This is a genomic window from Hamadaea tsunoensis DSM 44101, assembly GCF_000428945.1.
Lineage (GTDB): Bacteria > Actinomycetota > Actinomycetes > Mycobacteriales > Micromonosporaceae > Hamadaea > Hamadaea tsunoensis.
Window position 1 is genome coordinate 41345 of record NZ_KE386823.1, and the last position, 14499, is coordinate 55843.

Sequence of the window (14499 nt, forward strand, 5' to 3'; positions counted from 1 at the left end):
GTGCCGGACTCGCCCGTTACAGCACCGGACGGCCGATGAGTCCGGCGATGAGCTGTGTGAACTCCTCCAGCCGGGCGATCTGGCCGACGCCGCCGTCGGTCAGGGTCTTGCCGAACCGCAGCGCGTCGTGGCGCGGCCCGGTGTGGTCGGTCTCCTCCAGCGAGCTCAGCAGCAGGTAGACGTCGACCGCGTCGACCCGGTGGCCGGTGCCCATGCGGACCAGGCGGCGCCGGCAGCCGATCTCGGTCACGGCCGACAGCGGCACGATGCGCAGCGAGGAGATCATCGAACCCGGCGGGCCCTCCCCGGGCGGGCAGTCCTCGCCGTGCCACAGCAGCAGGCGCGAGCCGTCGCAGACCGCGATCTCCTGCCACACCCCGTTGTACTCGTTGACGAACCGCTCCAGGGTGAAGCCCTGCACGTCCGCGGCGCCGAGGCTGGGCAGCAACGAGTCCAGGGCGATCTCCGGGTCGCGCAGGTACGCGCGCGCGGCCGGTTCGAGCTCGCGGTAGGGACTCCAGTCGGGGAAGACCGCTTCGGTCACTCGTCACCCTCCGGTCCGAGTTCCAGCGCGATGTCCGGCGATTCAGCGCTCTCCGGCATGACAGCGGTCTCCGGCGAGACGGCGGTCTCCGGTGTGACGGCGCTCTCCGAAGCGGCGGTCCCCGCGACCCGGCCGGCCTTCTTCAGCGCGTACGCCTCGGCGCCCTTGGACGGCTTGCGGCGGCGCGGCGGGGCGGTCACGCCGGGGGCCAGCTTCCGGGAGCGCACGAGGAACGCGGTGTGGGCGATCATCCGGTGGTCCGGGCGGACGGCGAGGCCGTCGGCGTGCCAGTCGCGCACGAGGCTCTCCCAGGCGAGCGGCTCGCTGAAGCCGCCGCGCTCGCGCAGGGCCTCGACCAGCTCGGACAGCTGGGGCGTGGTGGCGACGTAGCCGATGAAGACGCCGCCGGGCAGCAGCGCCTTGTCGACCATGTCGAGCGCCTCCCACGGGGTCAGCATGTCCAGGATGATCCGGTCGAATCCGGTTTCCATGCAGCTCGCCACGTCGGCCACGGTCAGCTGCCAGTTCGGCTGCTCGGCGCCGAAGAAGGCGGTGACGTTCTTGCGGGCCACGGCCGCGAACTCGTCGCGCAGCTCGAAGGAGTGGACCTGCCCGTGCTCGCCCACGGCCCGCAGGAGCGAGCAGGTGAGCGCGCCGGAGCCGACGCCCGCTTCGAGGACCTTGGCGCCGGGGAAGACGTCGCCCATCGCGACGATCTGCGCGGCGTCCTTGGGGTAGATGACCTGCGCCCCGCGCGGCATCGACAGCACGTAGTCGCTCAGCAGCGGCCGCAGCGCCAGGTACGCCGTCCCGCCCGACGAGGTCACGACGCTGCCGTCGGGCCGGCCGATGAGGTCGTCGTGGGCCACGACGCCGCGGTGGGTGTGGAAGGATTTGCCGGGCTCCAGGACGATCGTGTGCATCCGGTTCTTCGGGTCGGTGAGCTGCACCCGGTCCCCAGCGGTGAACGGGCCCCTGCGGGCGGGCATCGCGGGGACGGTGAGGTCGGTCACGGACGACTCCTAGTACGCGGATCGAGCAGCTGGACGAGATCGGCGAGGTGCAGGACCCCGACGACATCCTCCCCTGTCGTCACGAGGAACTCGTCGGCCGGGTGCTGCTGCACAGCTCTGATCACATCCTCGCCCCGGAGATCGGCGCGGATGACCCCGACCCCGTCGATGTCGCGGGCCAGCGACTCCACCGGCACCCACGGCCGGCGCGGTTCCGGCACGGCCGCGGCGGCGTCCCGGCGGACCAGGGCGATGAGGCGGCCCGAGCTGTCCGTCACGCCCAGCGCCGCCGCCGGCCGGCCCGCCTCGGCGGCCCGCCGCAGCGCCTCGGCCAGCGAGGTGCCGGCCGGCACGCTGTAGATCGTGCGGGCCAGGCGTACCGGGTCGATCAGGGGGAAGCGCGAGGCCACCTTCGCCTGGTTGATCGACGCGGTCGCGCCCTGCCACAGGGTGTACGCGATCAACCCGGCGATCAGTACGCCGGTGAAGGTGTACCAGCCGTTCGCGTACAGGGCGAAGGCCACGGCCACGGTGAGGGCGGCGACGACGCGGCCCGACCAGCCGGCGACGACGGTGGCGCTGACCTTGTTCTTGCCGATCGCCCACACGACGGCCCGCAGGGCTCGGCCGCCGTCCAGTGGCAGGCCGGGCAGGCCGTTGTAGACGGCGACGATCAGGTTGCTGAAGGCGATCTGGGCGACCAGCACGCGCAGCGCGGACTCGTCCGGCATGACCGGGACCAGGGCCAGCGCGCCGAGGCCGAGCAGCAGCGACACCGCCGGTCCGGCCAGTGAGAACAGCACCTCGGTACGCGGCCGCGGCGCCTCGGTCTCCATCTCGGTGTAGCCGCCGAGCAGATCCAGGGTGATGCCGCGGACGCCGATGCCGAGCCACCGGGCGGCCAGCGCGTGGCCCAGCTCGTGCAGCAGCACGGAGAACAGGAGGCTGACGGCCAGTCCGGCCGCGAGGCTGTAGCCGACCCCCGCGCTGTGCTCCCGCTCGGTCATCAGGGAGCCCCAGCTGACCATGATGAGCAGGGCCATCACGAACCAGCTCGCACTGAGCCGGACCGGGAAGCCGAGCACCCGGCCGAGGCTGACGCCGGGCCGCGGCGGGACCTCGGGCCGCTCGCCGGGGCGGCCCGCGTCCGCCGGGCTGCCGGGCTGGGCACCGGATTGCGGGGTCCCTTGGTGGGAACCGGGCTGCTCGGTCACGCGACCCGCCTCCCGCGGTCGGCCACGGCACTCCCGGCGGTCACCAGCGCGACGGTCTCCATCGGCGCAATGCTACGCATCCCGGCTGGACTTCACCTGACAGACGGCGCGCGTGGGACACACGGCGTACGCGGCCCGGGGCGCCTGCGGAGCCGATGTCGTACGCCTGGCTTACCGTGAGCGCATGACCGGTGACCCCAGTTCGCCCGCTCTCCCGGAGGCACAGCACCCGTCGGCGGCACAGCACTCGTCGGAGGCACAGCACTCGGCGGCGGCCCGCACGTTGCCGACGCTGTCTCCGTCCCGGGCCGCCGATTTCAAGACCTGCCCCCTGCTCTACCGGCTGCGCAGCATCGACCGGCTGCCCGAGCAGCCCACCGCCGACCAGGCGCGCGGCACCCTGGTGCACGCCGTGCTGGAGCGGCTGTTCGACCTGCCCGCCGGGCAGCGCACCCTGACCCAGGCGCACGACCTCGTCGACCCGTCCTGGGCGGCGCTGCTGGCCGAGCAGCCGGAGCTGGCCTCGCTGGAGATCGGCGACGACTTCCTGACCAGCGCGGCCGACCTGCTCGGCGGCTACTTCGAGATGGAGGACCCGTCGCGGCTGGAGCCCGCCGAGCGGGAGACCCTCATCGAGGCCGTCCTGGATGACGAACTGCTCATCCGCGGCTACATCGACCGGCTCGACGTCTCCCCGGCCGGCGACCTGCGGGTGGTCGACTACAAGACCGGCGGCGCGCCCCGCGAGGCGTTCGAGGCCCGGGCGCTGTTCCAGCTGAAGTTCTACGCCCTCGTCCTGATGCGTACGCGCGGCGTGGTGCCCCGGGTGCTGCGGCTGGTCTACCTCAAGGACCGCGAGATCTGCGACTACACGCCGGACGCGGTGGAGCTGGAGCGCTTCGAGAAGACGATCGTCGCCCTGTGGCGGGCGATCGAGCAGGCGGCCCTCGCCCGCGACTTCCGCCCGAAGCCGTCCAAGCTCTGCGGCTGGTGCGCGCACCAGGCCCTGTGCCCGTCGTTCGGCGGGACGCCGCCGCCCTACCCGGTCGACTCGGCGGTGACGGCGGCGGTGGACGCGCGTACCGCCCGGCTCGCCGCCCAGGCCAAGGCCGCCGAGGACGCCGCGACCGTCGGCTGAGGACGGATCACTGCCGGGTCACCGCTGGATCATGGCGCAGCGTGCTGGCATGCATCGATATGGGACACTGCCGGGGTGACGACGGGGCCGGTACGCGTACTGCTCGCCGACGATCAGCCGATGGTCCGCAGTGGACTGCGGGCGGTCCTCGGCGGACACGCCGACCTCCACGTCGTCGGGGAGGCCGGCGACGGCGTCGAGGCGATCGAGCTGGCCCGCCGGCTGCTGCCGGACGTGCTGCTGATCGAGGCGTACCTGCCCCGGCGGGACGCCACCGCGGTGGCCAGGGAGATCCGTGACGCCCGGCTTCCGGTGCGGACCCTCGTCCTCATCCCCGATCCCGGCCCCGCGGCGACCGGGCCGGCAGCCGGGGCTGAAGCCGGAGCCGGGTCAGGGATCGACGCCGAACCGGCGCTGGCGGCCCTGCGCAGCGGTGCGAGTGGCCTGCTCGCCCAGGACGCCCCGCCGGAGGAGATCATCGCCGCCGTGCGGGCCGTGGCGGCCGGGCACGCCGCGGTCTCCCCGCCGCTGCTGCGCCGGCTGCTCGACCTGCTCGCCGCGGTGCCGCCGGCCACCGCCGCCCGGACGGATCTCGGCATGCTGACCGACCGGGAACGCGAGGTGCTGGTCCAGGTCGCCCGTGGCCTGTCGAACGCCGAGATCGCCCAGGCCCTCACCGTCAGCGAGACGACGGTCAAGACCCATGTGGGGCACGTGCTCACCAAACTCCGGCTGCGCGACCGGGTGCAGGCGGTCGTGCTCGCGTACGAGTCGGGTCTGGTCAAGCCCGGCCGCTGAGGACCGGCGAACGGCCGGCGAACGCCGGGCCGGGCGACCGGCACGGAGGGAAAAGCCGGAAATCACCGGGCGAATCCGGCAAGATCGCCCATATGACGGGAGAAGCGGCGGCCCGGGCGGCCGAGGTCTGGAAGATCTACGGCCACGGCGAGGCGCAGGTGCACGCGCTGCGCGGGGTGAGCGCGGACTTCCAGCGCGGCCAGTTCACCGCGATCATGGGCCCCTCGGGGTCGGGCAAGTCCACCCTGATGCACTGCCTCGCGGGGCTGGACGACGTCAGCGCCGGCGAGGTGTTCATCGGCGACACCCGCGTCACCGGGCTCGGCGACGCGGGGCTGACCAAGCTGCGCCGGGAGAAGGTCGGCTTCATCTTCCAGCAGTTCAACCTGCTGCCCACGCTCACCGCCCAGGAGAACATCCTGCTGCCGCTCGCGATCTCCGGCCGCAAACCGGACCAGCAGTGGTACGACCTGGTGATCAAAACGGTCGGCCTGGGTGACCGGCTCGGCCACCGGCCGACCGAGCTGTCCGGCGGCCAGCAGCAGCGCGTGGCCTGCGCGCGGGCCCTCGTCGCCCGGCCCGAGGTGATCTTCGCCGACGAGCCGACCGGCAACCTGGACTCCCGCTCCGGCACCGAGGTGCTCGGCTTCCTCCGCGGTTCGGTCCACGAGTTCGGCCAGACGATCGTGATGGTCACGCACGACCCGCGGGCCGCCTCGTACGCCGACCGCGTCGTGTTCCTCGCCGACGGCGCCATCGTCGACGAGATCCTCCAACCCACCGAGACGTCGGTGCTCGACCGGATGAAGAACCTGGACAACGAAGCGCGGGCGGCCGCTCCGGGGAACGCCGCCGCCCAGAACACCGCCGGCCAGAACGCCGCCGCCGGAGGGAACGCTGTCGAGGAGACGCCGGATGCTTAAGGCGATGCTGCGCGGCCTGCTCGCCCACAAGCTCAGGCTGCTGCTGTCGGCCCTGGCCATCGTGCTCGGGACCATGTTCATGTCGGCCGCCTTCGTGGCCGGCGACACCGTCGCCCAGGGCTTCACCTCCCTCTTCTCGACCGTCAACAGCAACCTCGACGTCCAGGTCACCGGCGTCTCGGCGACCGGCCAGGACAACCCCGACGTGATCACCGCCCTGGTCCCGCAGAGCGTCGCCGACCAGGTCGCCAAGGTGGACGGCGTACAGGAGTCGACCGCGCAGGTGATCTCGGACGGCGCGCGGGTGATCGACAAGAACGGCAAGGTCGTGCCGGGCACCGCGCCGCGGTTCGGCGCCGGGTGGACCGGCACGTCGAGCCTGCTGCAGATGCGCGAGGGCAACCCGCCCAGCGGCCCCGACCAGATCGCGATCTCCGCGAACCTCGCGCAGGACACCGGCTACACCGTCGGCGACAAGGTCGACGTGATCACGCTCCAGCCGCGCAAGACCTTCCAGCTCGTCGGCATCTTCGGGTACGCGGGCGGCCGGGACTCCCTCGCCGGCGAGACGACCGTCGCGTTCACGATGCCGGTGGCGCAGGAGCTGATGCTCGGCAAGCCCGGCAACTACACGAGCGTCGACGTGAAGGCGGCGGCCGGGGTCAGCCAGGAGGAGCTGAAGCAGCGCGTCCAGACCGCCGTCGGGCCCCAGTACAAGGTGCAGACCGCCGACGAGGCCGCCAAGTCGCAGGCCAGCGGGGTCGACGCGTTCGTCAACGTGCTCAAGACCGGCCTGACCGTGTTCGCCGTCATCGGGCTCATCACCGGCGCCTTCCTGATCTTCAACACCTTCTCCATGCTGGTCGCGCAGCGTACGCGTGAGCTGGCCCTCTACCGCTCGTTCGGCGCCTCGCGCGGGCAGGTGACCCGCTCCGTGCTGACCGAGTCCGTCCTGCTGGGCCTGGCCTCGGCGATCGTCGGCCTGATCATCGGCATCGGGGTCGGCTGGCTGCTCAAGAAGGGTCTCGAAGCGCTCAGCCACACCAACCTGCCGGTCTCCGGCGTCGTCGTGAAGCCCTACGTCGTCGTGCTGACCCTGCTGGTCGGCATCCTGTTCACGGTGGTGGCCGCGCTCGTGCCGTCGCTGCGCGCCTCGCGGGTACCGCCGATCGCCGCCATGCGCGAGGCGTCCACTCCGGACAAGCCGCTGCGTACGCTGACGGTCCTCGGGCTGGTGACGCTGCTCGTCGGCGTCGCGTTCCTGGTGCTCAAGCTGACCAAGGTGTGGAAGGACCCGCTGTGGCTGGTGCTCGGCGGCGGTTGCCTCCTCGTGTTCGCCGGCGTCGTCATGCTCGCCCCGGCGCTCAGCCGGCCGGTGACCCGGGGCCTCGGCGCGCTCTTCGGCGGTTCCGTCCCCGCCCGCCTCGGTACGCGCAACACCGGCCGCAACCCGCGGCGTACGGCGGTGACGGCGGCGGCGCTGATGATCGGCGTGACCCTGGCGACCGCCGCCGGGGTGTTCGCCTCCTCGGTGAAGGCCGGGGTCACCGACCTGTTCAAGAACGACATGAAGGCGCAGCTGATCGTGCAGACCAGCGACTTCACCGGTACCACGGGATTCGATCCGGCCCTGCAGGCGAAGATGCGCGCGATCCCGGGCGTGACGAACGCCGTCGCCGTACGCACCGACCAGGTCAAGCTCGGCGGCAAGTCGACCGGCATCGGATCGGCCGACGCGCTGGCCGCCGCCGAGATCTTCACCCTGACGGCCAAGGACGGCACGATCCGCCCGCTGCAGGCCGGTGAGATCATCCTCGACGAGAACGCGGCGAAGAGCCTGAACGCCTCGGTCGGCACCGAACTGCCCCTGATCACGACCCGGGGCGGCGAGAAGGCCGAGAAGGTCGTCGCGATCATCGAGAACAGCCAGACGTGGTCCGGCCCGATGCTGAACACGACCGACGCGGCCGGCTTCACCTCCCCGTACGCCCAGCAGGGCTACGTGCAGGTCGGACCGGACGGGGACGTCGGGGCGGTCAAGGACCAGCTCAACCAGCTGTTCGCGGACAACCCCGAGGTGAACGTGGTGGACCAGGAGCAGCTGATCAAGCAGTCCACGTCGTTCCTGGATGTGATCCTCGCGATCCTCTACGTCCTGCTGGGGCTGACGATCGTCGTGGCCGTGCTCGGTGTGATCAACACACTGCTGCTGTCGGTGTACGAGCGTACGCGCGAGATCGGCATGATCCGTGCGATCGGCATGAACCGCGCGTCGACCGCCTGGATGATCACCGTCGAGTCGATCCTGATCTCCTTCTTCGGCGCGCTGCTCGGCGTCGTCGTCGGCACCGCGCTCGGCGTCGCCATCGTGAAGATCTTCGGCGGCGACTTCCTCAAACTCACCATCCCGTGGGCGTACCTGATCATCACGCTGGTCCTGGCCGTGATCGCGGGGGTCGTCGCGGCGATCCTCCCCGCGATCAGGGCCGGGCGGCTCAACGTGCTGCAGGCGATCGCCTACGAGTGACCGTCAACCGATGGTCAACGGGGTTCGTTGACGATCGCGGCGATCTGGCCCAGCGTGGTCCAGTCCACCAGCTCGTCGGCCAGGATCTCACCGTAGGGGCGTACCTCCACCGTGGTGCGCTCGCCGTCCGCCGCGAGCCCGAACGTCCGGCCCGGCGTACGCACGCCGTCGAGCTCCTCCTCGGTCAGCTCCACGCTGAACAGGTGCTGCCGGTGCGCGGTCAGGGCCCCGACCGGCTGGCGTACGCCATGGCGGCGCAGCCGGCCCACGTCGACCCGCAGCCCGGTCTCCTCCGCGAGTTCCGCCTGGGCCGCCTCGACCGGCGACGCGGAACCGGGGTGGCTGCCGCCGGGCAGCTCGTGGACGTAGCCGTCGCCGGTCACGGCCGGCGAGCGGAACTCGCGGACCAGCACCACCTCGGTCTTGCCCGGATCGTCGTGCGGCCGGTACGCGACCACGCACACGCTGTCGGTGCGCCCCAGGACGAACTCGTTCTCCTTGACGCGGTCCTCGCCCCGCACGGTGATGCGCGGCTTGACCGCCCACAGGAACACGCCCGCGGACGGCGACGGCCGCACACTCCACGCGACCTCGGCACCCTCCAGCGTGTGCCCGGCCGTCTCGACGCTGGCCAGCCAGTGCCGGAAACTCGCCGTCCGCCACAGCGGCAGCGGGATGTCGCGGTGCGACCCCTCCCGGCGGGCACCGTTGCCCACCATGACCAGCGCATTGTGCACGCTTTCCTCCAGAGTGGACGCCAGCGGTATGCCCCGCCGCTCCGCCCGCCCCTTCAGATACGTCTCGTGCTGGCCATTGCCCGGCACCCCCAGCACCACCCTGCCGGTGGTCTCGGAACTCCCCCACAGAATGTGGCTCACGCTGCGCGACTGCGGCCGGGCGTCGGCGGCCAGCCAGAACAGGATCACGTCCGCGTGCGCCGCGCGCGTGTCGAGCCACGCGGTCTCGTCCACCCGGCTGTAATCGGCGGCCGGCACCTGCGGCACGAAGATCACCAGCCGGCCCGGCGCCGACCACTGCCGCCGCAACGCGGCCACCGCGTCGTTCTGCCACGGCAACATCGGTCCCCGCCCGGTCGCCGGACCGGCGAGCAGCACACTCGCATGCCACCAGTCCGGAATGGACCGGCCGGGGCGTACCACCACGACGTCCTTGGGCCTCATGATCTCATCATGGGTTCCAGGAAGCCGGCTTTACAGTGTTGCCCGTTGCCTGATGTGGGGTTGGTCGCAAATAAGATTCAAGTACGAACCTTCTCTTTCCCGGGTCCGTCGATCTCGCCTCCGCTCTTACCGCGGGAGCGGTCGGGCGCGATCGAAACGGCTGAGATGTAAATCTGGCCGGTAATGCCTTGATCGAAAACGGCCGAGATGTAGCCCAGGGCCGTTGTTCGACATCTAAGCGCTGTGGATCGAGGGCAGGGGCCGGTTTCTCCATCCCAGCCGCTTTCGATCACACCTCACTCGCGCCGCCTCCCGCCATGCAGGACTGATCATCCATTTTGCGAGACAAGATCACTGATCGCGTGATCGTTTACGCCTGAGGTGTAGTTTCGCGGACCCCCTGCATGATCATTTACGCGCCAGGTGTCACCAGAGGCCGTCTAGGTGCTCCAGAGCCGTAAACGATCATGCAGAGGGTGGCCGTTTTACGCCTCAACCGCGAACGATCAACCCGCCAGCCCGCGAACCGCCGCCCATATCGGACAGTCGCGACAAAGGCCGGGGAGAGCGGCAGTGATCGGCCTACCGCGATGGACATGTCACCCTCCCCGGCAGGACATAGGCCGCATTTTCTCCATCCCGCCGCAGTCGATCACGCCCGCCCCGCGCCGTCGCCCACCGCCGTCCGCTATGCGGGAGCGATCACCCAACCCGTGAGACACGTCCGTCGATTCCATGATCATTTACGGCTCAGGCGTAATTTCGGCCCCCTCTGCATGATCATTTACGCGCCAGGTGTCACCGGGGGCGTCCGGGCGCTCCGGAACCGTAAACGATCATGCAGGGGGCGGCCGTTTTTACACCTCAACCGCGAACGATCAACCCGCCGGCCAACGAACCCCGCCCATATCGGACAGTCGCGACAAAGGCCAAGCGTGCAGGGATGAAACGGCGACCGGGCGGACCCGGGAAGGACGAAAGTTGATCTTGCGTATCGGGGGTTCCCCTGAGCACGTCTCGGGGTGCATCCCCGGGACGGATATCGGGTCTCTTTCCACCCGCGGGTTGACGTCCGCGCGGATTTCCGCGGCGAGGATGAGTACGCCGGCCGGAGCTCCTCCACGAGCACCGGTCGGACCAGACTTCCGATTCCGGGCGCGCCACACGAACCGGACGCCGTAGAGGGACCAAAGGATCGTCATGACTGTCACCGTTTCACCGCCCGTGCGTACCGAGAGCGCAGCCCGTGCCGCCGATCTCTGGAAGGTGTACGGCTCCGGGGAGGCGCAGGTCGTCGCGCTGCGCGGGGTCAGCACCGAGATCGAGGCGGGCCGCTTCACCGCGATCATGGGGCCGTCGGGCTCGGGCAAGTCGACGCTGATGCACTGCCTGGCCGGGCTGGACACCGCCACCCGTGGTGAGGTGTTCATCGGTTCCACCAAGCTGACCGGGCTGAACGACAAGGGGCTGACGAAGCTGCGCCGCGAGCAGGTCGGCTTCATCTTCCAGCAGTTCAACCTGCTGCCGACGCTGAGCGCCAAGGAGAACATCCTGCTGCCGCTGGCGATCGCCGGACGCAAGCCCGACGAGGGCTGGTTCGACACGGTGATCTCCACGGTCGGCCTGGGCGACCGGCTCGGGCACCGGCCCAGCCAGCTGTCCGGCGGCCAGCAGCAGCGCGTGGCCTGCGCCCGCGCCCTGGTCGCCCGGCCTGGGGTGATCTTCGCCGACGAGCCGACCGGCAACCTGGACTCCCGGTCGGGGGCCGAGGTGCTGAGCTTCCTGCGCCGCAGCGTACGCGAGTTCGGCCAGACGATCGTCATGGTCACGCACGATCCGACCGCGGCCTCGTACGCCGACCGCGTGCTGTTCCTCGCCGACGGGCAGATCGTCAACGAGCTGACCGACCCGACGCCGCAGACCGTCCTCGACGCGATGCAGAAGCTGGACCCGGGTCACGGCCCCGCCGCCGCCGCCCAGGACCAGGACGAGGAGCGCAACTGATGCTCCGCGCGACTCTGAAGAGCCTGCTCGGCCGCAAGTTGCGACTGGCGCTGTCGGGCCTGGCCGTCGTCCTCGGCGTCATGTTCGTCGCCGGGTCGTTCGTGCTGACCGACACGCTCAGCCGCTCGTTCGAGAACCTGTTCGACACCGCGTACGCGCACACGGACGTGGTCGTCACGCCGCACGCGGACCGCGAGGGCCCGCCGCCGAAGCCGCTCACGGTGCAGGACAAGGAAACCGTCGAGTCCGTTGCCGGTGTGGCGCACGCGTACCCGGTGGCGCAGGCCGAGGGCGCCCGCGTCATCGGCGCCGACGGCAAGGTCGTCACCACGGTCGGGCCGCCCCGCATCGGCGCGAACTGGATCGACGGCCAGGGCGGCGCCGAGATCCGGGAGGGCCGGGCGCCCCACGCCGACGACGAGATCATGCTCAACGTGGCCGAGGCCAAGCTCGCCGGCGTGAAGGTGGGCGACCAGGTCGGCGTACTGACGCTGCAGCCGAAGAAGATGTTCAAGCTCGTCGGCACCTTCGGGTACGCCGGCGGTCTGGACGGTCGCGGCGGCGTGCTCGAGGTGCGGTTCACCGACAAGACGGCCCAGGAGCTGATGCTCGGCCAGCCGGGCTACTCGTACTTCGACGTCCAGGCCGCCCCCGGCACCAGTCCCGAGGCGGTACGCGACGCGGTCAAGGCCAAGCTCGGCGGCGCGTACGACGTGAAGACCGGCGCGGAGATGGCGAAGGCCATCGCCGACCAGTTCAAGTCGGTGCTGGACGGGCTGAACAAGGTGCTGCTGGCGTTCGGCGGCGTGGCGCTGTTCGTCGGGACGTTCCTGATCCTGAACATCTTCTCGATCACGGTGGCCCAGCGGACGAAGGAGCTGGCGCTGGCCCGGGCCCTGGGCGCGAGCCGCAAGCAGATGATCTGGTCGGTCATCGTCGAGGCGCTGATCGTGGGCCTCGCCGGGGCGATCGTCGGCCTCGCGGCGGGCCTGGGCGTCGGCTTCGTGCTGGCGAACGTGGCCGCCGGGATGGCCAACCTGACGCTGGCGCCGATCGCGCTGCCGGCCGGCGCGGTCATCGCCGCGTTCGCCGTCGGCGTCGTGATCACCACGCTGGCGGCCCTGCTGCCGGCGCTGCGGGCGGCCCGGGTCGCCCCGATCGCCGCGCTGCAGGAGGTCGCGACGCCGGACCGGCCGCTCACCCGGCTGACCATCGGGGGTGCCGTGGTGACGGCGACCGGTTCGGCGCTGATCGCGTACGGGCTCACCGGCGGCGGGCACCTGTGGCCCATGCTGGGCGGCGTCGGCCTCGCCTTCATCGGCGTCTCGCTGCTCAGCCCGATCATCGGCCGTCCGGTGGTCGCCCTGCTCGGCCGGCTGTTCTCCTGGTCGGTCCCGGGGCGCCTCGGCCGCCTCAACTCCGGCCGCAACCCGCGGCGTACCGCGATCACGGCGGCCGCGCTCATGATCGGCATCGCGCTGATCACCGGGGCCAGCACCGTGCTGCACTCCGGCGACACCAGCCTGCGCGGCGCCGCGAACCGCCAGGTCAAGGCCGACCTCCTGATCACCGGCGAGGGCAGCAGCAACGACGTGCTGCCGACCTTCGCGGCGGACAAGGTGGACAAGATCCGCCAGATCGCCGGCGTCGCGAGCGTCACCAGCTCCGTCACCACCGGCGCGCTCGTGGGCAAGCAGCCGCACGGCGTGGACATCGTCGACGACCTGCCGGCGTACGCGCGGCAGCTGTCGCTCACTCCCCGGGCCGGTACGCTGCCGCAGCTGGGCCCGAACCAGGTCGTCGTCGACGCCGAGACGGCCGACGAGGACCACGTGAAGGTCGGCGACACGCTCCAGGTCACGATGGACAAGGGCGAGCAGGTCGCGTACACGGTGGTGGGCGTGCACAACAAGAGCGACTTCGCCCACGGCTTCCTGTTCGGCCCGAGCGCGTCGGCGCACGTGGTGGCGGCGCAGCCGTACATGGCCATGGTCACCCTCGCCCCGGGCGCGAGCGAGAAGTCCGTCCGCGACCAGCTCGCCACCCTGTTCACCGACGACCCCGAGATCACCGTCAGCAACCGGGCGGAGTACCTCGACCAGCAGTCGGGCCAGATCAGCACGCTGCTGACGATGGTGACGGTGCTGCTCGGCCTGGCGATCATCATCGCGGTGCTCGGCGTGATCATCACGCTGTGGCTGTCGGTGCTGGAGCGGACGCGGGAGATCGGCCTGCTGCGGGCGGTCGGCCTCGGCCGGGGCGCCACGATGCGGATGATCACCGTCGAGTCGGTCGTGATCACGCTCTTCGGCACGCTGCTCGGCCTCGCCACCGGCGTCGGGATCGGCGCGGCGATCGTCCGGTCGCTCAAGGGCGACGGGATCACGGAGTTCGCGGTGCCCTGGTCGCAGCTGAGCGCGTACCTGGTGGCGGGAGCGCTGGTGGGCGTCATCGCGGCGGTGCTGCCGTCGATCAAGGCGGCCCGGACCGACGTCCTGCGGGCGATCTCCTACGAGTAGAGCCCGCCCCAAGATCCCGTTTGGATCAGGGAATCGCACGTAATCTTGGCTCAAGATTCGGGTGATTTCCCTGATCCAAACGGGATCTTGCGTTGCCCGCGGTGCTGCCTGCGGTGGGATGGCTCAGTACTCGGACGCGAACAGCTCGACCGGCTGCCCGGTGTCGGTACGCACGACCGCCGCGTCCACCGCCCGCTGGCTGAGCCGCCACGACCGCAGGAGCCGCAGCGTACCGCCGGGGCCGAGGTCGAAGACGGCGTCGGCGGCCAGCGAGTCGTGCAGCGTGACGGCACAGGCCTCGACCGAATGCCGGGGCGTCACCACCACCGGTACGCAGCCGTTCTCGACCAGGTCGCGGGCATGGGCCAGCAGGTGCCGGTCGGGCACGAGGCCGGCCACGATCGGGAGGATCTTGTGCCCCGGCAGCCGCCGGCAGAGGGCGTCCACCAGCAACCGGACCGGCCCGGACGGGCGTTCGCCGAACTCGGTCGCCTCCGGCTCCGGGCAGACAAGGACGCCCTCGTGCCGGCGCAGCAACGCCGCCAGGGTGCCGGCGTGGTTCTCGATCGCCTCGGCGCGGACCAGATCGCCACTGCTCAAACAGATGACCGCCAACACGCGGCACGCTCCGAAAACTG

General features: G+C 70.9%; 11 protein-coding genes. 6 read left to right on the forward strand and 5 right to left on the reverse strand.

Features of this window, described 5'->3' with window-relative positions:
* Positions 1-16: 16 nt before the first annotated feature.
* From G401_RS0142165 to G401_RS0142175, 3 genes are read right to left on the reverse strand one after another with little or no spacing between them, the layout of a single operon-like run.
* On the reverse strand, positions 17-544 hold the full coding sequence (locus G401_RS0142165; RefSeq protein ID WP_027347244.1) for a hypothetical protein: 528 nt from the start codon (positions 542-544) through the stop codon (positions 17-19).
* A complete protein-coding gene (locus G401_RS52105; RefSeq protein ID WP_084558206.1) occupies positions 541-1533 on the reverse strand; it encodes a tRNA (adenine-N1)-methyltransferase in 993 nt (330 codons plus the stop codon). The genes G401_RS0142165 and G401_RS52105 overlap by 4 nt, the downstream gene beginning before the upstream one ends.
* 20 nt (positions 1534-1553) lie before the next feature.
* Complete coding sequence (locus G401_RS0142175) at positions 1554-2771, reverse strand: M50 family metallopeptidase (RefSeq protein ID WP_407636982.1); 1218 nt, start codon at positions 2769-2771, stop codon at positions 1554-1556.
* A gap of 184 nt (positions 2772-2955) precedes the next feature.
* On the opposite strand from G401_RS0142175, the gene G401_RS52110 reads away from it, so the two are divergent.
* The 4 genes from G401_RS52110 (at position 2956) to G401_RS0142200 (ending at position 8157) form a co-directional block, all read left to right on the forward strand.
* Entirely contained in the window at positions 2956-3909 is a 954-nt protein-coding gene (locus tag G401_RS52110; protein ID WP_084558196.1) for a RecB family exonuclease, read from the forward strand.
* Positions 3910-3984: 75 nt separating this feature from the next.
* Positions 3985-4707 (forward strand): LuxR C-terminal-related transcriptional regulator, encoded by a 723-nt coding sequence (locus G401_RS0142190; RefSeq protein ID WP_281174241.1) that lies wholly within the window; start codon positions 3985-3987, stop codon positions 4705-4707.
* Positions 4708-4799: 92 nt separating this feature from the next.
* Entirely contained in the window at positions 4800-5630 is an 831-nt protein-coding gene (locus G401_RS52115; RefSeq protein ID WP_084558197.1) for an ABC transporter ATP-binding protein, read from the forward strand.
* Complete coding sequence (locus G401_RS0142200) at positions 5623-8157, forward strand: ABC transporter permease (RefSeq protein WP_027347247.1); 2535 nt, start codon at positions 5623-5625, stop codon at positions 8155-8157. The genes G401_RS52115 and G401_RS0142200 overlap by 8 nt, the downstream gene beginning before the upstream one ends.
* A gap of 14 nt (positions 8158-8171) precedes the next feature.
* On the opposite strand, the gene G401_RS0142205 is transcribed toward G401_RS0142200, so the two are convergent.
* Positions 8172-9338, reverse strand: a complete 1167-nt coding sequence (locus G401_RS0142205; protein WP_051368026.1) for an NUDIX domain-containing protein — start codon at positions 9336-9338, stop codon at positions 8172-8174.
* Positions 9339-10538: 1200 nt separating this feature from the next.
* Here G401_RS0142205 and G401_RS52120 point away from each other — a divergent pair.
* Both G401_RS52120 and G401_RS0142215 read left to right on the forward strand, forming a co-directional pair.
* Positions 10539-11342, forward strand: coding sequence for an ABC transporter ATP-binding protein (locus G401_RS52120; RefSeq protein WP_051368027.1), 804 nt, complete (start codon positions 10539-10541; stop codon positions 11340-11342).
* Positions 11342-13861, forward strand: coding sequence for an ABC transporter permease (locus G401_RS0142215; RefSeq protein WP_027347249.1), 2520 nt, complete (start codon positions 11342-11344; stop codon positions 13859-13861). Before G401_RS52120 ends, G401_RS0142215 begins: the two co-directional genes overlap by 1 nt.
* A 123-nt stretch (positions 13862-13984) precedes the next feature.
* On the opposite strand, the gene G401_RS0142220 is transcribed toward G401_RS0142215, so the two are convergent.
* Positions 13985-14461, reverse strand: a complete 477-nt coding sequence (locus tag G401_RS0142220) for a hypothetical protein (RefSeq protein ID WP_157546843.1) — start codon at positions 14459-14461, stop codon at positions 13985-13987.
* Between the last annotated feature and the right edge of the window lie 38 nt (positions 14462-14499).